This window comes from Massilia cellulosiltytica (assembly GCF_047325105.1).
Classification (GTDB): Bacteria; Pseudomonadota; Gammaproteobacteria; order Burkholderiales; family Burkholderiaceae_D; genus Telluria; species Telluria orientalis.
Genome location: NZ_CP168562.1, coordinates 2,811,636 through 2,837,113 on the forward strand (window position 1 = coordinate 2,811,636; position 25,478 = coordinate 2,837,113).

General features: G+C 68.5%; 23 protein-coding genes. 17 read left to right on the forward strand and 6 right to left on the reverse strand.

The features are described from left to right. Window positions 1–9: 9 nt before the first annotated feature. The 7 genes from ACEN9H_RS12370 (at window position 10) to ACEN9H_RS12400 (ending at window position 7,388) form a co-directional block, all read left to right on the forward strand. Entirely contained in the window at window positions 10–873 is an 864-nt protein-coding gene (locus ACEN9H_RS12370) for a fumarylacetoacetate hydrolase family protein (RefSeq protein ID WP_413674981.1), read from the forward strand. Next, window positions 870–2,420, forward strand: a complete 1,551-nt coding sequence (locus ACEN9H_RS12375; RefSeq protein WP_413674982.1) for a bifunctional 3-(3-hydroxy-phenyl)propionate/3-hydroxycinnamic acid hydroxylase — start codon at window positions 870–872, stop codon at window positions 2,418–2,420. Before ACEN9H_RS12370 ends, ACEN9H_RS12375 begins: the two co-directional genes overlap by 4 nt. A 20-nt stretch (window positions 2,421–2,440) precedes the next feature. Continuing rightward, window positions 2,441–3,778, forward strand: a complete 1,338-nt coding sequence (locus tag ACEN9H_RS12380) for a glycoside hydrolase family 1 protein (RefSeq protein ID WP_413674983.1) — start codon at window positions 2,441–2,443, stop codon at window positions 3,776–3,778. Between the two features lie 94 nt (window positions 3,779–3,872). Continuing rightward, window positions 3,873–5,114, forward strand: coding sequence for an amidohydrolase family protein (locus ACEN9H_RS12385; protein WP_413674984.1), 1,242 nt, complete (start codon window positions 3,873–3,875; stop codon window positions 5,112–5,114). 9 nt (window positions 5,115–5,123) lie between these two features. Further along, window positions 5,124–6,029 (forward strand): alpha/beta hydrolase, encoded by a 906-nt coding sequence (locus ACEN9H_RS12390; RefSeq protein ID WP_413674985.1) that lies wholly within the window; start codon window positions 5,124–5,126, stop codon window positions 6,027–6,029. A gap of 51 nt (window positions 6,030–6,080) precedes the next feature. Then, on the forward strand, window positions 6,081–7,055 hold the full coding sequence (locus ACEN9H_RS12395; RefSeq protein WP_413674986.1) for a LysR family transcriptional regulator: 975 nt from the start codon (window positions 6,081–6,083) through the stop codon (window positions 7,053–7,055). A 33-nt stretch (window positions 7,056–7,088) separates the two neighbouring features. Then, complete coding sequence (locus ACEN9H_RS12400) at window positions 7,089–7,388, forward strand: antibiotic biosynthesis monooxygenase family protein (RefSeq protein ID WP_056125375.1); 300 nt, start codon at window positions 7,089–7,091, stop codon at window positions 7,386–7,388. Between the two features lie 6 nt (window positions 7,389–7,394). Here the strand turns inward: ACEN9H_RS12400 and ACEN9H_RS12405 are convergent, their stop codons facing one another. Continuing rightward, on the reverse strand, window positions 7,395–8,210 hold the full coding sequence (locus tag ACEN9H_RS12405; RefSeq protein ID WP_413674987.1) for an IclR family transcriptional regulator C-terminal domain-containing protein: 816 nt from the start codon (window positions 8,208–8,210) through the stop codon (window positions 7,395–7,397). Between the two features lie 131 nt (window positions 8,211–8,341). Between ACEN9H_RS12405 and ACEN9H_RS12410 the strand changes: the two genes are divergently transcribed. From ACEN9H_RS12410 to pcaF, 3 genes are read left to right on the forward strand one after another with little or no spacing between them, the layout of a single operon-like run. After that, window positions 8,342–9,007 carry a 3-oxoacid CoA-transferase subunit A gene (locus tag ACEN9H_RS12410; RefSeq protein ID WP_056329828.1) on the forward strand — a complete coding sequence of 222 codons (666 nt, stop codon included), beginning with the start codon at window positions 8,342–8,344 and terminating at the stop codon, window positions 9,005–9,007. Next, on the forward strand, window positions 9,004–9,651 hold the full coding sequence (locus ACEN9H_RS12415; RefSeq protein WP_413674988.1) for a CoA transferase subunit B: 648 nt from the start codon (window positions 9,004–9,006) through the stop codon (window positions 9,649–9,651). Before ACEN9H_RS12410 ends, ACEN9H_RS12415 begins: the two co-directional genes overlap by 4 nt. Window positions 9,652–9,664: 13 nt before the next feature. Further along, complete coding sequence (gene pcaF / locus ACEN9H_RS12420) at window positions 9,665–10,867, forward strand: 3-oxoadipyl-CoA thiolase (protein ID WP_413674989.1); 1,203 nt, start codon at window positions 9,665–9,667, stop codon at window positions 10,865–10,867. 2 nt (window positions 10,868–10,869) lie between these two features. Here the strand turns inward: pcaF and ACEN9H_RS12425 are convergent, their stop codons facing one another. The 3 genes from ACEN9H_RS12425 to ACEN9H_RS12435 form a co-directional block, all read right to left on the reverse strand. Further along, window positions 10,870–11,997: an alpha/beta hydrolase gene (locus tag ACEN9H_RS12425; RefSeq protein ID WP_413674990.1), complete on the reverse strand. Its 1,128-nt coding sequence runs from the start codon at window positions 11,995–11,997 to the stop codon at window positions 10,870–10,872. A 17-nt stretch (window positions 11,998–12,014) separates the two neighbouring features. After that, complete coding sequence (locus ACEN9H_RS12430) at window positions 12,015–14,723, reverse strand: TonB-dependent receptor plug domain-containing protein (RefSeq protein WP_413674991.1); 2,709 nt, start codon at window positions 14,721–14,723, stop codon at window positions 12,015–12,017. Window positions 14,724–14,855: 132 nt separating this feature from the next. Beyond that, on the reverse strand, window positions 14,856–15,359 hold the full coding sequence (locus ACEN9H_RS12435) for a MarR family winged helix-turn-helix transcriptional regulator (protein WP_413674992.1): 504 nt from the start codon (window positions 15,357–15,359) through the stop codon (window positions 14,856–14,858). Between the two features lie 138 nt (window positions 15,360–15,497). Here ACEN9H_RS12435 and ACEN9H_RS12440 point away from each other — a divergent pair, with 138 nt between their 5' ends. From ACEN9H_RS12440 to ACEN9H_RS12450, 3 genes are all read left to right on the forward strand, one after another. Continuing rightward, the gene (locus ACEN9H_RS12440) at window positions 15,498–16,541 is read left to right on the forward strand and encodes a Rieske 2Fe-2S domain-containing protein (RefSeq protein WP_413674993.1); all 1,044 of its coding nucleotides are present in this window, start codon (window positions 15,498–15,500) and stop codon (window positions 16,539–16,541) included. After that, window positions 16,538–17,485, forward strand: a complete 948-nt coding sequence (locus tag ACEN9H_RS12445) for a PDR/VanB family oxidoreductase (protein ID WP_413674994.1) — start codon at window positions 16,538–16,540, stop codon at window positions 17,483–17,485. Before ACEN9H_RS12440 ends, ACEN9H_RS12445 begins: the two co-directional genes overlap by 4 nt. Window positions 17,486–17,559: 74 nt before the next feature. Next, the gene (locus ACEN9H_RS12450; RefSeq protein WP_056125393.1) at window positions 17,560–18,063 is read left to right on the forward strand and encodes a MarR family winged helix-turn-helix transcriptional regulator; all 504 of its coding nucleotides are present in this window, start codon (window positions 17,560–17,562) and stop codon (window positions 18,061–18,063) included. Between the two features lie 21 nt (window positions 18,064–18,084). On the opposite strand, the gene ACEN9H_RS12455 is transcribed toward ACEN9H_RS12450, so the two are convergent. Then, window positions 18,085–19,644, reverse strand: a complete 1,560-nt coding sequence (locus tag ACEN9H_RS12455) for an acyl CoA:acetate/3-ketoacid CoA transferase (protein ID WP_413674995.1) — start codon at window positions 19,642–19,644, stop codon at window positions 18,085–18,087. Window positions 19,645–19,771: 127 nt separating this feature from the next. On the opposite strand from ACEN9H_RS12455, the gene ACEN9H_RS12460 reads away from it, so the two are divergent. The 4 genes from ACEN9H_RS12460 to ACEN9H_RS12475 are packed head-to-tail and all read left to right on the forward strand — an operon-like array spanning window position 19,772 to window position 24,461. Then, on the forward strand, window positions 19,772–20,560 hold the full coding sequence (locus ACEN9H_RS12460) for a crotonase/enoyl-CoA hydratase family protein (protein ID WP_056125397.1): 789 nt from the start codon (window positions 19,772–19,774) through the stop codon (window positions 20,558–20,560). A gap of 28 nt (window positions 20,561–20,588) precedes the next feature. After that, window positions 20,589–22,445 carry a feruloyl-CoA synthase gene (locus tag ACEN9H_RS12465; RefSeq protein ID WP_413674996.1) on the forward strand — a complete coding sequence of 619 codons (1,857 nt, stop codon included), beginning with the start codon at window positions 20,589–20,591 and terminating at the stop codon, window positions 22,443–22,445. After that, window positions 22,442–23,686 carry a thiolase family protein gene (locus ACEN9H_RS12470; protein ID WP_413674997.1) on the forward strand — a complete coding sequence of 415 codons (1,245 nt, stop codon included), beginning with the start codon at window positions 22,442–22,444 and terminating at the stop codon, window positions 23,684–23,686. The genes ACEN9H_RS12465 and ACEN9H_RS12470 overlap by 4 nt, the downstream gene beginning before the upstream one ends. A 10-nt stretch (window positions 23,687–23,696) precedes the next feature. Beyond that, window positions 23,697–24,461: an SDR family NAD(P)-dependent oxidoreductase gene (locus tag ACEN9H_RS12475; protein WP_413674998.1), complete on the forward strand. Its 765-nt coding sequence runs from the start codon at window positions 23,697–23,699 to the stop codon at window positions 24,459–24,461. Here ACEN9H_RS12475 and ACEN9H_RS12480 read toward each other — a convergent pair. After that, the gene (locus ACEN9H_RS12480) at window positions 24,409–25,371 is read right to left on the reverse strand and encodes a LysR family transcriptional regulator (protein ID WP_413674999.1); all 963 of its coding nucleotides are present in this window, start codon (window positions 25,369–25,371) and stop codon (window positions 24,409–24,411) included. The genes ACEN9H_RS12475 and ACEN9H_RS12480 overlap by 53 nt on opposite strands. Window positions 25,372–25,478: the final 107 nt, after the last annotated feature.

A 25,478-nucleotide genomic window follows, 5' to 3' on the forward strand; every position in this document is an offset into this window, starting at 1 on the left:
GGAGCAGCAGTGAAATTCGTCACCTACCGCAACGGTAAAGAAAACCGCCTGGCCGTCGTCGACGGCGACCAGATCGTCGATATCAACCGCGCCGTGCCGGAGGTTCCCGCCGACGTACGCGCCGCGCTCGCGGACGGCGTGGACCTCGTCGCCGCCGGCCGCCGCGCGCTCGATTCGACCGCCGGGCGCCGGCCGCTGGCAGGCGCCGCGCTGGCGCCCGTCGTGCCGGAACCCGGCAAGACCGTCTGCCTGGGCCTGAACTACTACGACCACGCCGCCGAGAGCGGCCGCGAGAAGCCCGTGTATCCGTGGTTCTTCCTGCGCGGGACGACGTCGCTGCTGGCGCACGGCGAAGCGTCGCCGCGCCCGCGCGTGTCGGAGAAGTTCGACTACGAGGCCGAGCTGGCCGTCGTGATCGGCAGGCGCGCGCGCCACGTCAGGCGCGAGGATGCGCTGGACTACGTGTTCGGCTACGCGTGCTTCAACGACATCTCCGTGCGCGATTACCAGAAACGCACGCCCCAGTGGACCATCGGGAAGAACTTCGACCGCACGGGCGCGCTGGGCCCCGTGCTCGTCTCCGCCGACGAACTGCCGGCCGGCGGCGTGGGCCTGTCGATCCAGTCGCGCCTGAACGGCCAGGTCATGCAGGACGCGAACACGAAGGACATGATCTGGGACGTGGCCGAGACCATCGCGCTGCTGACCGAGTGCCTGACCCTGGAGCCGGGCGACGTGATCGCGATGGGCACGCCGGCCGGCGTCGGCCAGTCGCGCACGCCGCCCGTGTGGATGAAAGCCGGCGACACGATCGAGGTCGAGATCGAAGGCGTGGGCCTGCTTCGCAACACGATCGAGGACGAGCAGCCATGAACGGCGACTATGACGTCGTCGTGGTCGGTTTCGGCCCATCCGGCGCCGTCGCCGCGGCGCTGCTGGGCCAGGCCGGCGTGCGGACGCTCGTCGTCGACCGCACCGACGAGGTCTACCCGAAACCGCGCGCCATCGCCCTCGACCACGAGATCATGCGCGTGTTCCAGAACCTGGGCCTGGCGGATGCCGTGTCGCCGCACTGCGAGCCGTTCACGCCGTCCGAGTACTATGGCGCCGACGGGCGCCTGATCAAGCGGCTCGCCACCGTCGAACCGCCATACCCGCTGGGCCACATGCCATCGATGGTGTTCACCCAGCCGCCCGTGGAGGCGGCGCTGCGCCGCCACGTGCAGGCGCTGCCCGCCGTCGACGTCGTACTGGGCCGGCGTTTCACCGGCGTCGAGCAGGATGCGGAGGGCGCCACCGTCCACTTCGACGCGGGTGCGGTGCGCGCCCGCTACGTGATCGGCTGCGACGGCGCGTCGAGCGCCGTGCGCGACGTCGTCGGCATCACGCTGGAAGACCTGGAGTTCGACGAACCGTGGCTCGTCGTCGACGTGCAGGTCAACGAGAAGGGGCTGGCCAGGCTGCCGGCGACCAGCGTGCAGTACTGCGAACCGGCGCGTCCGTGCACGTACGTGATCGGGCCGGGCAACCACCGGCGCTGGGAAATCTCGCTGCTACCGGGCGAGGATCCCGCGTACATGGCGACCGAGGAGGGTGCGTGGAGCGTGCTGCGGCGGTGGATCGGCCCGGACGACGCGGCCCTGTGGCGCCAGGCCAGCTACCGCTTCCATGCACTGGTGGCGCGCGAATGGCGCGCGGGCCGCGTGTTCATCGCGGGCGACGCGGCACACCAGCAGCCGCCGTTCCTGGGGCAGGGCATGTGTCAGGGCGTGCGCGACGTCGTCAACCTCACGTGGAAGCTGCGCGCGGTGCTGGGCGGTGAAGCGCCGGACAGGCTGCTCGACACCTACGCGGTGGAGCGGCGCGAACACGTGCGCCGGCTTACCACGCGCATCAAGGAGATCGGCGCCGTCATCTGCGAACGCGATCCCGCGCGCGCCCAGGCGCGCGACATGGCCCTGATCGACGCGGCCGGCGGCACCATCCGCACCGTGCCGCGGCAAGACATCATCCCGCCGCTGATGGAAGGACTGCTGGCGTCCGGCGGCCGCGCGGGCACCGGCACGCTGTTCCCCCAGCCGCGCGTGTACGGACCCGCCGGCCCGGCGCTGCTGGACGAACTGGCGGGCACGGGCTGGCGCATCGTGACGGACCTGCGCACGGCGCAGCTGCCGCCCGGCCTGCTGGCGCTTGCGGAGCGGATCGGCATGTTGATCAGCATTCCATCCGATGCCGCCGGCTTCTCGAGCGGACCGCACCGCATGCAGGCCGATGAACTGGATGGCGTGCTCGCGCGCTGGTTCGCGCGCCACGGCTGCCATGCGGCCGTGGTCCGGCCCGATCACTACGTCTATGGCGTGGCCGACGACGGTCAGGGACTGTACGACCTCGTGGCCGGGCTGACCGACACGTTGCAATAACACATAACAAAGGAGACAACATGAATCACGATGCACGCCGCCGCACCATCCTGGGACTGGGCACGGCACTCGCCGGCGCCGCGCTGCTGCCGGCCGCCGCGCACGCCGCTGCCTCGCGGGGAACGTTCCCCAACGGCTTCCTGTGGGGCGCCGCGATTGCAGGCCACCAGGCGGAGGGCGATAACGTCGCGAGCGACGCCTGGCTGCTGGAAAACATCCAGCCGACGGAGTTCAAGGAGCCGTCGGGCGCCGCTGTGGACCACTACCGCCTGTACGACCAGGACATCGCGACCCTGGCGAGCCTCGGCCTGAACACGTTCCGCTTCTCGGTCGAGTGGGCGCGCGTGGAACCGGTGGAGGGCATGTTCTCGGTGGCGGCGCTGGAGCATTACCGCGACGTGCTGCTGTCCTGCCGCAAGCACAAGGTGAAGGCGATGGTGAGCTTCAATCACTTCGTCACGCCCGCGTGGTTCGCGGCTCGCGGCGGCTGGGAAGCGGACGATTCCGCGCAGCTGTATGCACGCTATTGCGACAAGGCCGCGCGCCACCTGGGCGACCTGATCGACTATGCGACGACGTTCAACGAACCGAACCTGCCGCGCCTGTTGTTCGGCATTCCGGGTCCGCTGTCCGGCATGGCCGACAATCCGCGCATGAAGGAAATGCTGGCGAAGGCAGGCCAGCTGGCGGGCACGGGTAAATGGTCGTCGTGGATCTTCGGCGATTTCGCAAAGATCGAGGCCGGCCTGCTGAAGGGCCATGCGGCGGCGTACCAGGCCATCAAGGCCGTGCGCCCGCAACTGCCCGTCGGCTTCTCGATCGCCATCGCGGACGACCAGGCCGTCGACGGCGGCGAGGCGATGCGTGACCGCAAGCGGGCCATCGCGTACGAGCCGTGGTTCCGTGCGATCGCGGAACACGGCGACTTCATCGGCGTGCAGACCTATACCCGTGAATTGATCGGGCCCGACGGCGTGCGGCCGCCGCCCAAGGATGCGACGTTCACGTCGGCGCACATGGAGTACTACCCGCAGGCGCTGGAGGCCACGATCCGCTACACGGCGCAGCACGTGAAGGTGCCGATCTACGTGACGGAAAATGGCATGTCGACGGACGACGACAAGCAGCGCATCGCCTACATCCATACGGCGCTCGAAGGCGTCGCGAATTGCCTGAAGGACGGCATTCCCGTGAAAAGCTACATCCACTGGTCGCTGCTGGACAACTTTGAGTGGATCTTCGGCTATGGCCCGCATTACGGCCTCATTGCCGTCGACCGCGCGACGATGAAGCGCACGGTGAAACCGAGCGCCCGCGTGCTCGGGCAGATCGCGCGGGCGAACGGCATCGCGGCGTGAAAGGGCGATAGCAGGTATCGCCAAAATGGGCTTTGGCCGGATGGGGTCCGGCCGCTACGCTAGGCCTATCGAATGAACTACAGGGAGACACAACGTGGGCGGTATCATTTTTGAAAACGTAAGGATCTTCGACGGCAGCCAGATGCGCCCGGGGACCGGCGCGGTGCGCGTGGAAGGCAATCGCATCGCCGAGGTGGCGGACGGCACGCGCGGCATCACGGCGCTGGCCGGCGACCGCGTCATCGACGGCAAGCAAGGCACCTTGATGCCGGGCCTCGTCGAAGCGCATGCGCATCTGTCGTGGCCCAGCTCCGTCGAGCGCTTCGTGCCCGGCATGGCGCTGCCGCCGGAAGACCTCGTGCTGACGACGGCCCGCAACGCGCGCATCCTGCTCGACCATGGCTTCACGAGCGCCTATTCGGCGGGTGCGCTGAGCAAGACGGTCGAGACGGTGCTGAACACCTTCATCACGAGCGGCGGCATGCCGGGGCCGCGCCTCGTCGCGTCGTCGATTGAGCGCGAACCCCCGACCATCGAGGAACTCGATCCGGGCAAGGTCGCGGAGCACGGCCGCGGGCCCGACGCCGTGCGCGCCTTCGTGAAGGACTGCGCCTCCATCGGCGCCAAGTCCGTCAAGTTCCTGCTGTCCGGCGAGGATGCGCTGAAACCGGGCGCATCGCAGCAGCTGATGTACACGCAGGAAGAAGCCGATGCGGCCGGCGAGCAGGCGCGCGAATCGGGCGTGTGGCTCGCGTGCCATGCGCAGGCGTCCGACGCCGTCAAGATGGGGCTGCGCGCGGGCTTTCGCGTGCTGTACCACTGCACGTACGCGGACGAGGAAGCGCTGGACATGCTGGAAGCGCGCCGCGACGACGTCTTCATCGCGCCGGCCATCGGCATCATCCAGGCGACCCTGGACGCCGCGCCGCCGCCGCACTTCGACATGAGCCACATGAAGAAAAGCGCGGCCGAGGTGCTGGAGCTGCAGAGAAAGCTCGTGCCGGAACTGCGCCGGCGCGGCCTGCGCGTGCTGCCGGGCGGCGACTACGGCTTCCCGTTCAACCCGAACGGCCGCAACGCGCGCGACCTGGAGCTGTTCGTGAACCTGCTGGGGTACACGCCGGAAGAGGCGCTGTCCGCCGCGACCCTGCTGGGCGGCGAGTTGATGGGCATGGGCGACGAGCTGGGACAGGTGAAACCCGGCTTCCTTGCCGACCTGCTGCTCGTCGACGGCGATCCGACGCAGGACGTGACGATCCTGCAGGATCGTAAGCGCCTGCGCGCCATCATGAAGGATGGGCGCTTCCACAAGGATCCGGCGCTGGCCGCGCTGTAAGGAGGTCGAATGACGTTGAGCGACAAGCATCTGGAGATCCTGCGCGCGGTCCGCGCGGCCGGCCCCGTGATCGATCCGCCGGCCGCGAAGGCGCTGTATGCGCCGCTGCTGGAAGGCATGCCGCCCGGCGCGGAACCCGTGCGCGACGTTGTCTACGGCGTGGACGAGCGCCATCGGCTGGACGTATACCCGGCCGTCGGCGCGGTCGGGCCGGTGCCCGTCGTCGTGTTCCTGCACGGCGGGGGCTTCATCCGCGGCGACAAGGCCGACCGGGAAGCCGTCGGCCATTATTTTTCACGGCATGGCGTGGTGGCGGTACTGCCGAATTACCGTCTCGGGCCGCGCCACCGCTGGCCGGCCGGGGCCGAGGACGTGGCATCCGCACTCGCGTGGGCGCGGGCCAACATCGCGCAGTACGGCGGCGATCCCGATCACATCGTGCTCGCGGGAGAATCGGCCGGGGCGGCGCACGTGGCGGCCGCGACGCTCATCTCCCGTTTCCATCCGCCCGAGGGTTTGAAGATCGCGGGCGCCTTTCTCGCGTCCGGCGTGTACAACGCGGAACTGGAATACCTGGCACGCGCGCAGCTGGGCATCGCGACGCCGGACCCGCGTAACGAAGCCTACTTCGGGACGGACTTCGCGGCGTACCGAGCGATGTCGACCGTGGAGCTGGTCGATGCGGCACCGTTCCCGCTCGCGATCACGTATGCGGAACTGGACCCGATCCAGATGCAGGCGCAGGCGGGCGAGTTGTTCGCGCGGCTCGTCACGCGCCACGGTTTCCAGCCGCGCATCGGGGTCGTCGCGAACCACAATCACCTCAGCCAGGTCTACGCGATCAACAGCGGCGACGACGCGCTGGCCGCGCCCTTGCTGGCCTTTGTGCGTGACAGCCGCATGAAAAGTCCATAAAGTGAAGGATCAAACGGCCGCACGAGCCATACGATAACAAGGAGACAACCGATGCGTTTCAACCGCCTGGACCTGAACCTGCTGCTGGCGCTCGACGCGCTGCTGGAGGAACAGAACATCACCCGCGCGGCGGCGCGCGTGAACGTCAGCCAATCCGCGATGAGCGGCATGCTGGCGCGCCTGCGCGAATTCTTCGAAGACGATTTATTGGCCGCCGTCGGCCGCAACATGGAACTGACGGTGCTGGGGCGCCAGCTCGTCGGGCCGGTGCGCGACCTGATCCTGCACGTGCACGCGACGGTCGGCATCCGCGTGTCGTTCGATCCGGCGCGCGAGACGCGCTGCATGAAGATCATGGTGTCGGATTATGCGACCGAGGTCTTCCTGAACCAGGTGGTGGCGCGCGTGCTGCGCGACGCGCCCAACATGACGCTGGAACTGGTGCCCCTCGCGGACGACGCGGCGGAAAAGCTGCGCCGCGGCGAGAACGACTTCCTCATCATCCCGCGCAACTTCCTCGACCCCGAGCATCCGCAGCGCACGCTGTTCGAAGACCATTACTGCGCCGTGATCTGGGAGGGCAATACGCAGGTGGGCGACGTCCTCGACGCCGGCACGTACGAGCGTCTGTCCCACATCGCGCCGATGCTGGGCCGTCCGCGCTCGCCGACGATGGAAGAGCTTCTGCTCCAGGCGCTGGGCGTCAAGCGCCGCATCCGCGTGATCACCAGCGATTTCTACAGCATGGCGACGGCGCTCGTCGGCACGGATCTCGTCGCGACGATGCACACGCGCCTTGCGCTCGCGTGCGCGCGGCGGCTGCCGATCCGCGTGCTGCCGCTGCCGTACGACCTGCCTCCGCTGGCGGAATGCCTGCAATGGCACCGCTTCCAGGAAAACGACCCGTGCCACATCTGGCTGCGCGGCGTCATGCTGGAAGTCGCGCGCGGCCTGACGACCAATGCCGAGCTGCCGATGGCGCCGTTCAGCTTCAACGCCATCGAGACGGCGCGCGCGGTGGCATAATCGGTGCATCCCTCAACCATCGAAAGGAAGCATATGGTCGTCGAAAGCGCGGAAATCCTCGTCAAGGCCGGCATGGAAGAACAATTCGAAGCGGGCGTGCGCGCCGCAGCGCCGCTGTTCCAGCGGGCGCGCGGGTGTACCGGCATGCGCCTGCAGCGGGGCGTGGAGAACCCGCGCGCCTACCGCCTGCTCGTGGACTGGAACACGGTCGAGGACCACATGGTCCACTTCCGCGAGAGCGACGATTTCCAGGAATGGCGCCGCCTCGTGGGCCACTGCTTCGACGGCGCGCCCGTCGTCACGCACTACGCGGCGGCCGTCGACGGTTTCTGACAGCCGTCAGGGCAGCAGCATCGTGAGTTCCTGCGCGCCCTGGCGCAGCACGGGCAGGAACTCTTCCACCATGCGTTCCGGCGTCACGCGCGCCGCGTGCGCACCCACGTTCAGCGCCGCCAGCACCTTGCCCGACGCGCCGCGCACCGGCACGGCGATCGAGCGCAATCCCAGTTCCAGTTCCTCGTTGTTGACGGCATAACCGTCGCGCCGCACCTGCGCGAGGATTTCGCGTAGCGTGGCCGGATCCGTCACGGTGCGCTCGGTCTTGGGCGTCAGCGTGGTGTGCGCCAGGTAGGCATCCAGCTCGTCCGGCGGCAGGTGCGCGAGCAGCACGCGGCCCAGCGAGCTGCAATACGCCGGCAGGCGGCTGCCGGCGGACAGCGACACCGACATCACGCGCGACGTCGCCGCGCGCGCCACGTACAGCACCTGGTCTTCTTCCAGCACGGCGAGCGAGCTCGATTCGCCCAGCGCCTTGCTGACGCCGTTCAGGCATGGCTGCGCGGCGGCCGTCAGCGGCGTCGACGATAAATACGAATACCCCAAGGTCAACACCTTCGGCCGCAGGCTGAAATTGTTCAGTTCCGCGTCCACGTAGCCGAGCTGCCGCAGCGTGTGCAGGCAGCGGCGCACGGCCGCGCGCGGGATGCCGGTCTGCTGGCTGATCTGGGCGATGGTCTGCGGTTTGCGCGAGTCGGCGAATGCGCGCAGCACGGCGAGGCCGCGCGCGAGCGACGTCATGAAGTCGGGATCGGCGAGGGCGTCGATTTCTTCCGCGATGGTGAGCGGGGCGGCTGGGGTCGAGGGTGTGGATGACATGGCGGAATTCTAATCGATGGGGACGGGTTGTCAGGAAGCGCTTGACGGCCGGCGTGGCCCGGGCGTACACTTTTTGTGCGGTAGACGAGCATGTGTTCGATAATCGCACATTAGAGACAAGGTGACAACCCATGATCGACAAAACCTGTGACTCGCTGGAGCGGGCCGTGGCCGACATCCACGACGGCGCCACCGTCATGATCGGCGGCTTCGGCAACGCCGGCATGCCATCCGCGCTCATCGACGCGCTGATCGCCCACGGCGCCCGCGAGCTGACCATCGTGAACAACAACGCCGGCAACGGCGACACGGGCCTGGCCGCCCTCATCAAGGAAAAGCGCGTGAAGAAGATCGTGTGCTCGTTCCCGCGCCAGTCCGATTCCTGGCATTTCGACGCGCTGTACCGCGCCGGCGGGATCGAGCTGGAACTGACGCCGCAGGGCAACCTGGCGGAGCGCATCCGCGCCGCCGGCGCCGGCATCGGCGGCTTCTTCACGCCCACCGGCTACGGCACCCTGCTGGCCGAGGGCAAGGAGACCCGCGTCATCGATGGCCGCAACTACGTGTTCGAGACGCCCATCCACGCCGATTTCGCGCTGATCAAGGCGCTGCGCGGCGACCGCTGGGGCAATCTCGTGTACCGCAAGACGGCCCGCAACTTCGGCCCGATCATGGCCATGGCCGCGAAGACCACCATCGCGCAGGTCGCCGAGATCGTGCCGCTTGGTGAACTCGATCCGGAAGCGATCGTCACCCCCGGCATTTTCGTCCAGCGCGTCGTCAAGGAGGCAGCATGAACACCCGATACAACCGCGACCAGATGGCCGCGCGCGTGGCGCAGGACATCCCGGAAGGCGCCTACGTCAACCTGGGCATCGGCCTGCCCACGAAGGTCGCCAACTACCTGCCGCAGGAGAAGGAAATCTTCCTGCACAGCGAGAACGGCCTGCTCGGCATGGGCCCGGCGCCCGCTCCCGGCGAGGAAGACGAAGACCTGATCAACGCCGGCAAGCAGCCGGTGACGCTGCTGACGGGCGGCGCCTATTTCCACCACGCGGACTCGTTCGCGATGATGCGCGGCGGCCACCTGGACATCTGCGTGCTGGGCGCCTTCCAGGTGTCGCACACGGGCGACCTGGCCAACTGGCACACGGGCGCGCCGGACGCGATTCCCGCCGTCGGCGGCGCCATGGATCTCGCGATCGGCGCGAAGCAGGTGTTCGTCATGATGGAACACCAGACGAAGACGGGAGAAAGCAAGATCGTCGAGCGCTGCACGTATCCGCTGACGGGCATCGGGTGCGTCAGCCGCATCTACACCGACCTGGCCGTGCTGGACGTGACGCCCGAGGGCCTGCGCGTGCGCGAGATGGCGCCCGGCCTCACGCTGGCCGACCTGCAGGCCGTGACCGCCGCGCCGCTGCTGGCGCCCCTTGAATAACAGGAGAATGAACATGACCGACGCATTCATCGTCGACGCCATCCGCACCCCCGTCGGCCGCTACGGCGGCGCGTTGAAGGACGTGCGCGCGGACGACCTGGGCGCCATCCCCATCCGCGAACTGATGCGCCGCAATCCGGACGTCGACTGGTCCGCCATCGACGACGTGATCTACGGCTGCGCCAACCAGGCCGGCGAGGACAACCGCAACGTCGCGCGCATGGCAGCGCTGCTGGCCGGCCTGCCGCAAGAGGTTCCCGGTTCCACCGTGAACCGCCTGTGCGGCTCGGGCCTGGACGCCGTCGGCAGCGCCGCGCGCGCCATCAAGAGCGGCGAGGCCCGTTTGATGATCGCAGGCGGCGTGGAATCGATGACGCGCGCGCCGTTCGTGATGGCCAAGGCGGAATCCGCGTTCTCCCGCAGCGCGAACATCTACGACACGACGATCGGCTGGCGCTTCCCGAACCCGCTGATGCACAAGCTGTACGGCACGGATGCGATGCCGGAGACGGCGGAGAACGTGGCGGACGATTACAAGATCTCGCGCGCGGACCAGGATGCGTTCGCGCTCGCGAGCCAGGCCAAGGCCGCGCGTGCGCAGCAGGACGGCACGTTCGAGCAGGAGATCGTGCCCGTGCTGATCCCGCAGAAGAAAGGGGATCCCATCCGCTTCGCCAAGGACGAGCACCCGCGCGAGACGAGCCTGGAAACGCTGGCGAAGCTGAAACCGGTCGTGCGGCCGGACGGCACGGTCACGGCCGGCAATGCCTCGGGCGTGAACGACGGCGCCTGCGCGCTGCTGCTGGCGAATGCCGAGGCGGCGGCGCAGTACGGCCTGAGACCGCGCGCCCGCATCGTCGGCATGGCGACGGCCGGCGTGGCGCCGCGCGTGATGGGCATCGGCCCGGCGCCCGCCGTGCAGAAGCTGCTGGCGCAGACCGGCATGACGCTGGACCAGTTCGACGTGATCGAATTGAACGAAGCGTTCGCGTCGCAGGGCCTTGCCGTGCTGCGCCTGCTCGGCCTGCGCGACGACGACCCTCGCGTGAATCCGAACGGCGGCGCGATCGCGCTCGGCCATCCGCTCGGGATGAGCGGTGCGCGGCTCGTCACCGCCGCCACTTACCAGCTGGAGCGGACCGGCGGCCGCTTTGGCCTGTGCACGATGTGCATCGGCGTGGGGCAGGGGATCGCGCTCGCGATCGAGCGCGTTTAACATCAATCGCGGAACAGCAGCGGCGCGAAGCGGGCCAGGTACAAGCGCCAGTTGGCATACGTGTGCCCGCCTTCCGTCTCCAGTTCCTGGTAGCGCATGCCGTGCGCGGCGAACATCTTGAGCATCGCCTTCGAATTGTCGCGGGCGATGTCGGTCTTGCCGTAGCCGACCCACAGCAGGCGCTCCGTCTTCGCGGCCTTGTCCATGTCCTTGCCGTGCAGGCGTTCGACGTCCGGCCGCATTTCGGGGAACCACCCGGAGCTGAAGATGCCCACCCACGGGAATTTATCGACGTAGGCCAGCGCGATGTTGCCGGTCTGGACCCCGCCCATCGACAGACCCGCGATGGCGCGGTCGCGGGCGCGCGGCGAGGCGGCGTAATGCGATTCCACGTACGGGATGATGGTCTCCATCAGGTCGCGCGTGAACGGGTCGTTGCGCGCGTCCGCGCTCATCGCGGTCATCGCGCCGGCGATGCTGCCGTCGGCCGACGGCACGTGCCCGGCCGGCATCACGACGATCATCGGCTTTGCCTTGCCGGCCGCGATCAGGTTGTCCAGGATGAAGCCGGCGCGCCCGACCGTGCTCCAGTTCTCGTCCGAGTCGCCACCGCCGTGCAGCAGGTACAGCACCGGATACGGTCCCTTGGCCGGCGCGTATCCGGGCGGCGTGTACACGTGCATCCGGCGCGGCGCCGTGAACGCCGGGCTGCGGTAGTTGACGACGGCGACGGCGCCGTGCGGCACCGGCTGCGCGTCCTCGACGGCGATGCCCGGCACGTGCAGCAGGCTTTGCACGCGCGTCTGGCTGCGCGTCGCTTCCGTGTTGCGCGGGTCGACGACGTCGACGCCGCCCACGCGGAACGTGTAGCGGTACGTGCCCGGCGCGATGCCCGGCACGTCCACCGACCAGACGCCGTCCGCGCCCTTCGCCAGCGGCATCGCTTTTCCGTATTCGAGCATTTCGCCGGTCAGCTGCACGGCGTCCGCGTCGGGCGCATGGACGCTGAACACGGCCCGGCCGTCCGCTACCCGCGGCGAGACGAGCGTGTCGTTGGGCGAGGCCGCGTGCGCCAAGGAGGCCGGCAGCAGCGCCGCGGCGAGGAGGGTGCGTAAGGGTTGTCGAAGCATGAGGGTCTCCATGGGTTTCAGAAGTGCTTGTTGAGCGAGAGCGACACGATGCGTCCCACCGGGTTGGTCAAGGTCGGGTCGAAACCGCCGCCGCCGTTGCTGCTCTGCGCGATGTTCACGAACGGCGGCCGGCGGTCGAACAGGTTGTTCACGTTCAGCGCCAGCGTCGTGTCCTTCAGGAAGCCGGCATCGAACCGGTACGCGACCTGCGCGTCGACGGTGGTATTGCTGGCCACCTCCTGCAGCGGCGCCGCCAGGTTGTTGTCGTAGGCGTTCTGGTAGTTCACGTAGACGTTGGCGTTCCATGCATCCAGGTTCCACGTCGACGACAAACGGGTCTTGAAGCGCAGCGGATTATAGATCCGGTTCAGCTGGTCGACGAGCGGGGCCCCGGACGTCACCGCCACCTGGTACTTCGTGAAATACGTGCCGCTCGCGCCGAAGCCGAAATCGCCCAGGTCGCCGGCGGGCACGCGCGTGCTGGCCGTGAAGTCGACGCCGCGCGCGAGCGACTTGCCCAGGTTGTTGGCGCTGCCGTCGACGTACAGCGTCCAGTTCTCGGGCAACACGCCGAAGGCCGGGTATTGCGCCTTCATCTGGGCCACCATGGCGGCGGACGGGTTGCGCACGATGATGCCGGTGCCGGCGAACTGTGCCTCTCGGTTCAGCAAGGTCAGGTCGGACAAATAGCTCGTCACCTGGTTCTCGTACTTGATGGCGAAGTACGTCAGCCCGAGCTTCGTATGGTGGCCGAACGCCGGTTCCCAGTCGATGCCGAGCGACTTCGTGGTCGCCGTTTCCGGCTGCAGGTTCGGGTTCGACGCCGACCGCGCGACGCCCACGCGCAATGCGCCGCCGTTGGCCGGGTCGGAATAGTTTTGCACGAACAGCGCGCCGCGGCCGTTGTTGACGGGCGTGTTCACCTCGGCCAGCAGCGGCGCGCGGAACGACGTGCCATAGCTGCCGTGCACGACGACGCCTTGCACCGGCGCCCAGTTGAAGCCGACCTTCGGATTGTTCGTGCTGCCGACGTCGCTGTAGCGGTCGGTGCGGGCGGCGATGTCCAGGTCGAGCCGGTAGATGCCGGGCATCGCGTTGGCGGCGCCGACCAGCGGTACCGCCAGCTCCGCGTACAAGGATTTGATGTTGCGTCCCAGTCCCATGCTGCTGGCGATGGGCGCGTCGGTCGTGCCGAACGTCGAGCCGACGTCGGTGCGCAGGCGCTGGTATTCGAAGCCCGCCGCGGCGCGCACGTCGCCGCCGGGAATGGCGAACAGGGGACCGTCGGCCTTGATCTGCGCATTCTGGAAGATCGTCTGGCCGGGCGCGATGAACAGGCCGTTCGCGATCTTCGCGAGCGTGGCAGGGTTGTTCGGGCCCCCGAACACGTTCAGCGCCGTCGCCGGGTTCGTGTCCGCCAGCGCGGCCGCGACGGCGCCGCTGTTCAGGCCATGCACGGTCGCGGACTGGTCGTTGTTCTTGCCCCACGTGTAGAGGGCGCCCGCCTTCCAGCCGGCGGCCAGCGTCTTGTCGATGCCGACGGTGGCTTCGAACGAGCGCGAATAGCCGGTCGCGGTGTCCGGCGCCAGCTGGCCGGCGAACGACAGCGCCACGTCTTCCGACAAGCCGGCCGGCGCGCCCGCGGGCCGCACGTAGAACGGGTTGCTGTTCGGGACGGTGACGGTCGACGACGGCGAGCCAGGCTGCATGCGGTATGTGCGGCGCGTGGCGAAGCCGTCCGCGTACAGCGCGTAGCCGTTGCCGAGGTCCTGGTTGAACGTGAACGTGGCGCTGTTGCGCTCCTGGCGCGGCAGGATGTCGGCGTACTGCAGGTTGTCGCACTTGTTGACGGTGCCGGCGGCCAGGCTGCCGGCGTTCGCGGGCGTGACGCCGCCGGACGGAATCGCGTACGACGTACCGCCGATGAGGATATTCCCGGGCGCGCATTGCGTGGAACGGAAGTCGCCGCCGCCGCGGGCGCGCAGGTCGCCGCGGAAGAAATCGCGATCGCGCCCGTTCAGCGCCGTATGGACATCGTTCTGCACGGTGGCGACGACCTGGCCGCCGCGCCACCGGTGTCCGAGCAGCGCGCCGACCTGGTGCTCGTGGTAGCCGTCCGCCGTGCCGTAGCGTACGAAGCCTTCCGCGCCTTCGACGTCGCGGCGCAGGATCAGGTTCACGACGCCGGCCACCGCGTCCGAGCCGTAGATGGCGGAGGCGCCGTCGGCGACGATCTCGACACGCTGCAGGGCCAGCATCGGAATGATCGACGGATCGATGCCGGAACCGGTGGTCCCCTGGGGCACGACGCGGTGGCCGTTGACGAGCGACAGCGTGGCATAGGGACCGATGCCGCGCAGGTTGACCGACGACCCATAGGTGATGTTGCCGGCGCCGCCCGCCTGGCCGCGCGACGATTCGGACACACCGAGGTTGAACATCTGCGGCACTTCCTGCAGCAGATTGGCGGTGCTGACGGCGCCCGATGCCTCGATGTCGCCGCGCGTGAGTGACACCACCGTCGAGCCGACCGGCGCCACGCCGCGAATACGGCTGCCGGTGACGACGACCTGCTCCGGCTGCTCGCCGTTGTCCGGCGCCGCCGGCGCCGTCTGTGCCTGCGCGCCCGCGGCCATGGCGGCGCAGGCACAGAAGACGGCGAACGCGACGCCGGACCGGCGGGGAAGGGTGTGCGTGGACTTGATCGTGCGTGCCGCGTTGGCCATCCTGTGCCTCCAATTAAAGTTATGAAATATACTCATTTCATTCTATAACTAAAAATCGGAGGTTGTAAAGTTGGTTACGGCGCGGTCCGCGGACGGAAGCGCCGATGTTCGACGATACGGAAGCGCGGGTCCTTACACGTCGTCGGAGGCCGCGGGAAGTGCCAGCGGCGCGCGGCTTTGTTCGTTGTTGCCGTTGACGAGTTTGGCCAGCAGGTGCATGAACACGTCCTGCTCGCGCGCGCTCAGGGGCGCCAGTATCCGGTCGCGCAGGCGCTGGGCGCCCGGTTCCAGTGCCGCCAGCAGGCCCGCGCCGGCGGGCGTGATGGTCAGGGCGCGCTGGCGCCGGTTATGCGGAATCACCTCGCGCAGCAGAAGGCCCTTTTCTTCGAGCCGGGCGCAGACGGTGGCGCCGGTGGAGGTGTCGATGGCGGCGAGGCCCGCCAGCGAGACCTGGTCGATGCCGGGATGATCGGCCAGGCGGCTCAGGATCGCATACTGGACCGGCGTCAGTTCGCCGCTCATTTCGTCATGGAAGAGGGACACCGAAATCTGCTGGGCGCGGCGCAGCAAATGGCCGGGGTGCTGGTACAGGTCGAGCGACGATCCCTGATCGTCGGGCAGGCGTTTGCTTGGCATGTTGAGGGCTGCTTCTGGTGCGGCGCACCATCGAAATAATCCGGATCACCAGTTTACTTCGGCATCGATGCGAGCGATACTTTTTAAAACATTCAGCGCACTGAATGTGAGTTGAATATCCGACGACAAGGAGACAAGATGTTCCCCAAGAATGCGTGGTACGTGGCCTGCACGCCCGACGAGATCGACGGCAAGCCTCTCGGTCGCCAGATCTGCGGCGAAAAGATGGTGTTCTACCGGGGCGAGGGCGGCAAGGTCGCCGCCGTCGAGGATTTCTGTCCGCACCGGGGCGCGCCCCTGTCGCTGGGCTTCCTGCGCGATGGCCACCTCATATGCGGCTACCACGGCTTGCAGATGGGCTGCGACGGCAAGGCCGTGGCCATGCCCGGCCAGCGCGTGCGCGGATTTCCCTGCATCCGCAGCTATGCGGTCGAGGAGCGCTATGGCTTCATCTGGGTCTGGCCGGGCGACAGGGCACTGGCCGATCCGGCCACGATCCACCATCTCGAGTGGGCGGACAATCCGGAATGGGCCTATGGCGGCGGGCTGTATCACATCGGCTGCGATTACCGCCTCATGATCGACAACCTGATGGACCTCACGCACGAGACGTATGTGCACGCGTCCAGCATCGGCCAGAAGGAAATCGACGAGGCGTCCGTCACGACGAAGGTCGAAGGCGAGCAGGTGGTGACGAGCCGCTTCATGGAGAACATCATGCCGCCGCCGTTCTGGCAGGCCGCGTTGCGCGGCAACGGTCTCGCCGACGACGTCCCGGTCGACCGCTGGCAGATCTGCCGCTTCGATGCGCCGAGCCACGTGATGATCGAGGTGGGCGTCGCCCATGCCGGCAAGGGCGGCTATCACGCCGACCCGGCGCACAAGGCGTCGTCCATCGTGGTCGACTTCATCACACCGGAAACGGCGACGTCGCACTGGTATTTCTGGGGCATGGCGCGCAATTTCAAGCCGCGGGACGCGGCGCTGACGGAGACCATCCGCGCAGGCCAGGGCAAGATCTTCAGCGAAGACCGCGCCATGCTCGAGCTGCAGCAGCAGAACCTCCTGCGCCATCCGGAGCGCAAGCTCCTCATGCTCAACATCGACGCGGGCGGCGTGCAGTCGCGCCGCGTCATCGACGCCTGGCTGGCACGCGAGCGGGCCGGGGAGGCCGCGGCATGAGTCCCTTCAACGTGCGCGTCGCGCGCAAGACCCGGGAAGCGGAGGCTATCTGCAGCTACGAACTGGTGCCGGTCGACGGCGCCGCGCTCCCGCCGTTCACGGCCGGTGCGCACGTCGACGTGCACCTGCCGAACGGCCTGGTGCGCCAGTACTCGCTGTGCAACGCGCCCGGCGAGACGCACCGCTATCTGATTGCCGTCCTGCGCGCTGCGGACTCGCGCGGCGGCTCGCAGGCCATGCACGACGACGTCGACGTCGGCACGCTATTGACGATCAGCGCGCCGAAGAACCATTTTCCGCTCGTCGACGCGGAGCGCACGCTGCTGCTGGCAGGCGGCATCGGCATCACGCCGATCCTGGCGATGGCCGAGACGCTGGCGGCAGACGGGGCGAAGTTCGAATTCCACTATTGCGTGCGCTCGCCCGGGCGCGCCGCCTTCCTGGAGCGCATGCGCAGCGCCGGATACGCCGGGCAGGTCCAGGTCCACTACGACGCCGACCGGACGCTCGACCTGGCCAGCCTGCTGGCGGCGCCGCAACCCGGCACGCATCTCTACGTGTGCGGCCCGCAGGGCTTCATCGACCACGTGCTGGACAACGCGAAGGCACGCGGCTGGTCCGCGGGGCAGCTGCACGTCGAGTACTTCGGCGCGGCCGCCGTCGACACGGACGGCGACCGGCCTTTCGACGTGCGGCTCGCAGCGAGCGGCCGGGTCGTGACGATCCCCGCGGGCCGGACGGTGCTCAAGGTGCTGGCCGAGCAGGGCGTGGACATCCCGTATTCATGCGAGGAGGGTGTCTGCGGCACCTGCCTGACGCGGGTGCTGGACGGCGTGCCGGACCACCGCGACCTGTACCTGACCGACGAGGAGCGCGCGGCCAACGACCAGTTCACGCCTTGCTGTTCGCGTGCGCGGACCCCGCTGCTCGTGCTGGACCTCTAGCGGCGACCTGGCTATGACGCTTCGTGCGATGCATTTTTACTTTATAATGATTTTCTTTTGCAACGTTCATGCCGATGGCCACTCGCCAAAACGCCAAACTCGTCACCGCCGTCCAGGAAGCCGCTGGGCAGCCGCTCGACCAGAGCCTCCTTCTGAGCCTGGTCGGCTATAACTGCCGCCGCGCCTATCTGACCATCGTTCCGCATTTCGAGGAACGGATGAAGAAGTTCAACCTGCGCGCGGTCGATTTTTCCGTCCTGAGCCTGCTCAACGCGAATCCGAACATCACCCAGAAGCGCCTGTCGAAGGCCGTGAACGTGTCGCCGCCGAACCTGGCGATCCTGCTGGACAAGCTGGAAGAGCGCGGCCTGCTGGTCCGCCAGCGCAATCCGCTGGACAAGCGCTCGCAGACGCTGGTGCTGACGCCCGAAGGCACGCGGCTGTGCGCCAAGGCGGAGAAGACCGTGTCGGAACTGGAGCTGGAGGCGACGGCCATGCTGACCGACGCCGAGCGCGCCGAACTGGTCAAGCTGCTGCAAAAGATCTTCCTGCACGACGAGGACGACGCGCAGGCCTGAGCCCGCGCGTCGTTTGCGCCGTCAGCGCGCCGCGAGCGCCTGCGCCAGGCCACCCCACACCGGCATGAACAGGCGCGCGTCCATCGTGCGCACGTCGCGCACGATCGGCGCGAAGCCCATGTGCGCCAGCACGTCGCGCTCGAGATCGACGCCGGGCGCGATCTCCGTCAGTTCCAGTCCGTCCGCCGTCAAGCGGAACACGGCGCGTTCCGTCACGAACAGCACGTCCTGGCCGCGCTGCGCGGCATCATGGCCATTGAAGGTGACCTGCTCGACCCGTTCGATGAACTTGCGCGAGCGGCCTTCCTGCGCGATGCGCAGGCGCCCGTCTTCCACCGCCACGTCCAGCCCGCCGGCCGTGAAGGTTCCGCAGAAGACCAGCTTGCGCGTCGAGCGCGTGATGTTGATGAAGCCCCCGCAACCCACCGGCCGGCCGTTGAACATGCTGACGTTGACGTTGCCGTGCACGTCGGTCTGGGCGAGGCCGAGGAAGCTGGCATCGAGTCCGCCGCCGTCGTAGAAGTCGAACTGCGCCGATTGGTCGATGATGGATTCGGCATTGTAGGCGAGGGCGAAATCGCCGCCCTGGGCGGGAATCCCGCCGTTGACGCCGCTCTCGATGCTGAGGGTGAGCAGGTCCGACACGCCTTCCTCCGCCGCGATCGACGGGATGCCGGCCGGGATGCCGATGCCGAGATTGGTGATCGCGCCGGGCACGAGTTCCAGCGCGGCGCGGCGCGCGATCACCTTGCGCTCGTCGAGCGGCATCGGCGCGAGCGAGCGCACCGGCACGCGCACGTCGCCGCACAACGCCGGATTGAACCCGGTGCTGATCGACTGCATGTGTGATTCCGGCTTGGCCGTCACCACATAATCGATCAGGTAGCCCGGCACTTTCACCCGCTTCGGATGCAGGCTGCCTTCCTGCACCACCCGTTCCACCTGCGCGATCACGATGCCGCCGCAGGCGCGCGCCGCCTGGGCGATCTGCAGCTGCTCCAGGTGCACGCCTTCCTTGTCCAGCGTGAGGTTGCCCTTTTCGTCGGCGACGGTGCCGCGGATGATCGCCACGTCGATCTGCGGGCAGGGGTAGTGCAGCCATTCCTCGCCGGCGAATTCGGTCAGGTGCACCAGGTCCTCGGCCGCGCTGGGATTGAGCTTGCCGCCCTGCTGGCGCGGATCGACGAAGGTGCCGAGTCCGACCTTGGTCAGCAGGCCGGGCGTGCGCGCCGCCATATGCCGCGTCAGGTGCGACAGCGACCCCTGCGGGAAGTTATAGGCCTCCACTTCGTTCGCGAAGATCATCCCCATCAACGCCTTGCCGGTCTGGCCGAAGTGGCCCGCCACCGTGCGCCGGATCATGCCCTTGTGGGCGAAATGCACCATGCCGCCGGTGCCGCCATTGCCGATCGCGCCGCAGGCCCAGGTGGTGAGATGGCGCGGATGGCCCTCGGCCAGGAAGCGCCGTTCGAGCGCGATCAGGACTTCTTCGGCCAGTCCCATCATGGCCAGGCCGCCCAGGAAGATGGTGGATTCGTCGCGAACCAGGGCGGCGGCGCCGTCGGCACTGATGACTTGCATGGTTATCTCCAGATAGAGTTTCGGTGTAATGGTTATCGATCATAAACAATTTGCTTGCGGCCCGCAATAAATTCGTTATAGGATATAACCATTACGACTCAACAGATTCATTTGGAAAGCCAGGACAATGAGCCAGAAACCGGATACCCCATTGCTAAGCATCGAAACGGTCGGCGCCGTGGCAAAAATCACGCTGTGCCGCTCGGCCAAGCGCAACGCACTCAGCGACGACCTGGTGCGCGAGCTGCGGCTGTGCTTCGAATCCCTCCCGGACACCGTCCGCGCCGCCGTGCTGCTGGGCGACGGCCCGGCATTCTGCGCCGGGCTGGACCTGTCCGAGGTCCGCGAAAACAACACGACGCAGGCCGTGTTCCACTCCCGCATGTGGCACGCGGCGTTCGAGGCCATCGGCTTTGGCCGCGTGCCCGTGGTCGCGCTGCTGCACGGCGCCGTCGTGGGCGGCGGCCTGGAACTGGCCAGCGCCTGCCACGTGCGGGTCGCGGAATCCTCGGCGTTCTATGCGCTGCCGGAAGGGTCGCGCGGGCTGTTCGTCGGTGGCGGCGGCTCGGTGCGCATCGCGCGCCTGATCGGCGTCGCGCGCATGACCGACCTGATGCTGACGGGACGCGTGCTGGACGCCGCCGAGGGCCACGCCGCCGGCATCAGCCATTACCTCGTGGCGCCTGGCGAAGGCCTGGCCAAGGCGATGGCGCTGGCCGAAAAGATCGCCGGCAATTCGCCGATGACCAATTATGGCGTGATGCACGTGCTGCCGCGCATTGCCGACCAGTCGATCCAGGACGGCCTGATGACGGAAGCGCTGATGGCGTCGGTCGCGGCCAGCGACCCGGAAACGCGCCAGCGCCTGGCCGCCTTCCTCGATGCCAAGACCAACAAGGTCCGCCAGACCGGCTGATCCGACAACACATCCACAAGGAGACATCATGGCGAACCAGGCTCGCTACCGCCCGGTGCATTTCGCCCGGGCCGCGGTGGAAGTGCGGGAAACGCCGGACGCGGTCCATGTCCGTGCGCGCGCGCCGCTGCTGCCGTACGCGGCACGCACCACCGACCGTCTGCTGCACTGGGCGGAAACGGCGCCAGACCGCAGCTACATGGCGCGCAAGGAGACCGGCGCGTGGCGCCACCTGAGCTACCGCGCCGCGTGCGATGCCGCCCGCGCGCTCGGCGCGGCCCTGCTGCAGCGGGGGCTCTCGGCCGAGCGCCCGGTGCTGATCCTGTCCGGGAACGACCTGGAACACGCGCAGCTGGCGCTCGCGTGCCAGTACGCCGGCGTGCCCTATGCGCCCGTGTCGCCGGCCTACTCGCTGCAGTCGCAGGACTTCGGCAAGCTGCGCCACGTGGTCGAGCTGCTGCGCCCCGGGCTCGTTTTCGCCTGCGACGGCGGCGCGTACGCGGCGGCGATCCTGGCCGCGGTGCCGGCGGAGACCGAGCTGGTGCTCGTGCACGGCGCCGTCCCCGGCCGCGCCGCGACGCCCTTCGCCGACATGCTCGCGACGCCGCCCACCGCCGCGGTGGACGCGGCCCGCGAAGCGACCGGGCCCGACACCATCGTGAAATTCCTGTTCACGTCCGGCTCCACGCGGATGCCGAAGGCGGTCATCACCACCCAGCGCATGTTGTGCGCCAACCAGCAGATGCTGCTGCAGTGCTGGCCGTTCCTGGCCGAGGAGCCGCCCGTACTGCTCGACTGGCTGCCCTGGAACCACACGTTCGGCGGCAGCAAGGACGTCAACCTGGTCCTGTTCAATGGCGGCACGCTGTACATCGACGACGGCAAGCCGACGCCGCAGCACATCGGCATCACGCTCGAGAACCTGCGCGACGTGGCGCCGACCATGTACTTCAACGTGCCCAAGGGCTGGGAAGAGGTTGCGCACGCGCTGGCGCGCGATGCGGACCTGCGCCAGCGCTTCTATAGCCGCCTCAAGCTGCAGTTCTATGCCGGCGCCGCGTTGTCGCAGCCAGTGTGGGACCAGCTGCACGCGAGCGCCGAACAGGAATGCGGCGAGCGGATCGTCATGACGACAGGCCTCGGCATGACCGAGACGGCGCCGTGCGCGATGTTCGTGCTCGACAACGAGGCGCATGCGGGCGAGCTGGGTACGCCCTGTCCCGGCATGGAGGTCAAGCTGGTGCGGGAAGGGGACAAGCTGGAAGTGCGCTACCGCGGCCCGAACGTCACGCCCGGCTACTGGCGCGCGCCGGAGGAGAGCGCCGCCGCGTTCGACGAGGAAGGTTTCCTGCGCTCGGGCGACGCGGTCAAGTGGCGCGACCCGGCGCGGCCGGACCTGGGCCTGCTGTTCGACGGCCGCGTGGCGGAGGACTTCAAGCTGGCCACGGGCACCTGGGTGAGCGTGGGTCCGCTCCGGGAGCGCGCCATCCGCGCGGGCGCGCCGTACCTGCAGGACGCCGTCGTCACTGGCCACGACCGCAACGAGCTTGGCCTGATGATCATCCCGCGCCTGCCGCTCAGCCGCGAACTCGCCGGCTTGCCGGCATCGGCGCCGGTGGCCGACGTGCTGGCCGCGCCGCCCGTGCTGGCCTTCTTCCGCGACGTGGTGCAGACGCTGCACGACGGGGGCAGCGGCAGCGCCACGCGCGTGCGGCGCGCCTGCCTGCTGCACGACGTGCCGGACATCGACCGCGGCGAAATCACGGACAAGGGATCGATCAACCAGCGCGCGATGCTGACCCACCGCGCCGCGCTGGTGGAAGCCCTGTACGCCGGCACCGCGCCGTCCTTCATCCAACCCAACGCCAGCGGGAACTTGACATGAGCCTTTACTCCGCCTACGACGACATCTGGATCCTCGACGGCGTGCGCACGCCCTTAGTGGACTATTGCACCGGCTTTTCTGCCGTTTCGCCGACCGATCTCGGCATCAAGGTCGCGCGCGCCGTGCTGGAACGCGCCGGCGTGGACCCGGCGCAGGTCGGCTCCGTCCTGTCCGGGAACATGGCGCCCGGCGACTGCTTCCAATACATGATCGCGCGCCACATCGGCCTGTACGCCGGCGTGCCGCAACAGGTCACGGCGCTGAACGTGCAGCGCATCTGCGGCACCGGCTTCGAGCTGTTCCGCCAGGCCGCGGACCAGATCAAGCTGGGCTACGCCGACACCGCGCTGGTGGTCGGCACCGAAAACATGACGCGCAACCCGATCGCCGCCTTCGGCCACCGCACCGGCTTCAAGCTGGGCGCGCCCGTCGAGTTCCAGGATTATATGTGGGAGGCGCTGATCGATCCGGCGCCCGGCATCACGATGCCGCAGACGGCGGAAAACCTCGCGGCGCGCTACGGCGTCAAGCGCGAGGAAGTGGACGCCTACGCCTCGCGCAGCTTCGCGCGTGCGGTCGCCGCCCAGGCGCGCGGCTTTCACGCCGGCGAGATCGTCCCGGTCGCCAACGAGACCTTCGAGCTGGAAGGTTATGCGCGGCGCACCCTCCGCCTGACCGGCAAGCAGAAGGAACTGACCGTCGACACGCACGTCCGGCCATCGCCGGTCGAGGTGCTGGCGGGCCTGCGCGCGCTCTACCCGGGCGGCGTGCAGACCGCGGGCAACAGCGCGGCGCTGGTCGACGGCGCCGGTGCCGCCATCGTCGCCGGCGGGGAGGTCATGCGCGGCCGCAGCCGCCCGCCGCTGGCGCGCCTGCTGGCCTGCGGCGTCGCCGGCGTGCCGCCTGAGATCATGGGCATCGGCCCCGCGCCGGCGATCCGCCTGCTGCTGGAACGGAGCGGCCTGCGCCTGGACCAGGTCGGGGTGTTCGAGATCAACGAGGCGCAGGGCGCGCAGGTGCTCGCGGTCGCGCGCGAGCTCGGGCTCGACGAGGAGCGCCTGAACGTGAACGGCGGCGCGATCGCGCTCGGCCACCCGCTCGCCGCCACCGGCATGCGCCTGACCATCACGCTCGCGCGCGCACTGCGCGAGACCGGCCGCCGCTACGGCGTGGCGTCGGCCTGCATCGGCGGCGGCCAGGGCATCGCGCTGCTGCTCGAGAACCCGGATTCGGACAACTGAAGGAGAGACTATGCAACTGGCAGGACAGGCCGCCCTGGTGACGGGCGGCGCATCGGGCCTCGGCGCCCAGACCGTGCGCGAACTGGCGGCGCAGGGCGCGCGGGTGGCGATCCTCGACGTCAACCTGGAGGCCGCGCAGGCGCTGGCGCAGGAGGTCGGCGGACTCGCGCTGCACTGCGACATCTGCGACAGCGCCAGCGTGGAAGCGGCCTTGCGGGCGGCGGGCGACGCGCATGGCGGCGCGCGCATCCTGGTCAACTGCGCGGGCATCGGCGGCGCGCGCCGCCTCGTCGGGCGCGACGGCACCCCGATGCCGCTGGAGGACTTCAGCCGCATCGTCCAGGTCAACCTGATCGGCACCTTCAACGTGGTGCGCCTGGCCGCGGCGGCGATGGTCGCGGGGGAACCGCTGGAAGACGGCGAGCGCGGGGTCATCATCCTGACCTCGTCGGTGGCCGCGTACGACGGCCAGGTCGGCCAGGAAGCCTATGCGGCATCGAAGGGCGGCCTGACGTCGCTGACCCTGCCACTGGCGCGCGACCTCGCGCAGTTCGGGGTACGCGTGGTGACCATCGCCCCGGGCCTGTTCATGACGCCCTTGCTGTACAAGCTGCCGGAAGAGGTGCAGCAGTCGCTGGCCGCATCCATTCCCTTCCCGAAGCGGCTGGGCAAGGCGGACGAATATGCGCGCCTCGCCGTCCACGTCGTCACGAACCTGTCGCTCAACGGCGAGGTGATCCGCCTCGACGGGGCGCTGCGTCTGCCGCCACGCTGAGTGCCGCGCGGCGAAAACATTCGATCAGGTGCTCGACCGGGGCGGACAGCACCCGGTCGGCGCGCCGCACGATCACCAGCTCGCGCGCCAGCGGCATGCGGGCCGGCAGCGCCGCCAGGCCGGCCTGGAGCGCTTCCTCCCGGTGCAGCCGCGGTACCAGCGTCACGCCGAGGCCCGCGCCCACGAGGGCCAGCGCGGTGCGGATCTGCTCGACGACGAAACGCGGGCGCAAGGTCACGCCGGCCTGCAGGGCCGCGTGTTCCACGTCCCGCTGCAGCCGGCCGGTGCCGCCCAGGATCAGCGGCATGTCCGCCAGGTCGCCCCAGCCGGCCGATTTGCGCGCCGCCAGCGCGCTGTCGGGCCGGCACACCACCACGAACGGATCGCGCAGCAGCGATTCCGTCACCAGGTCCCCTGGCTCGGTGGGCCGCGCGGCCACGCCGAAATCGACCACCCGGTCCTGCACCCAGGCCGCCGCCTTCGCGCTGGGGATGTCGTGCAGGCTCACCTGGAAGTTCGGATAGTCGCGGTAGAACAGCGTGAGCGCCTGGGCCGCGAGACCGGCCGCCACCGATGGCACGACGGCCAGCGACGTGCTGCCGCGGTGCGTATCGGCGGCGTCCCCGATGCCGCGCATCGCATGCTCGAAATTGCGCACCAGGTCTTCCGCCACCACGGCGAGGCGCTCGCCCTGGACGGTCAGGCGCAGCGAGCGGCTGCTGCGGTCGAACAGGGACAGGCCCAGTTGCTGTTCGATCTTGGCCACGGTCGCCGACAGCGACGGCTGCGAGATCCCGAGCCGCCTCGCGGCCGCGGAAAAGCTCGCGCAACGGCTTGCCATCGCGAATACCTCCAGCTGGCGGATCGTCAGGTTCGTGCTGCAGCCGGTTTCCGCTTTACTATCGATCATATTTATGAATAAATTGGATGGATAAACAAGACATAGAGTACACCTTAAGCGGCGTCGGAGTAACCTGGAAAAACATGCTTGCCTTTCCGGCATATTACTTATAAAGT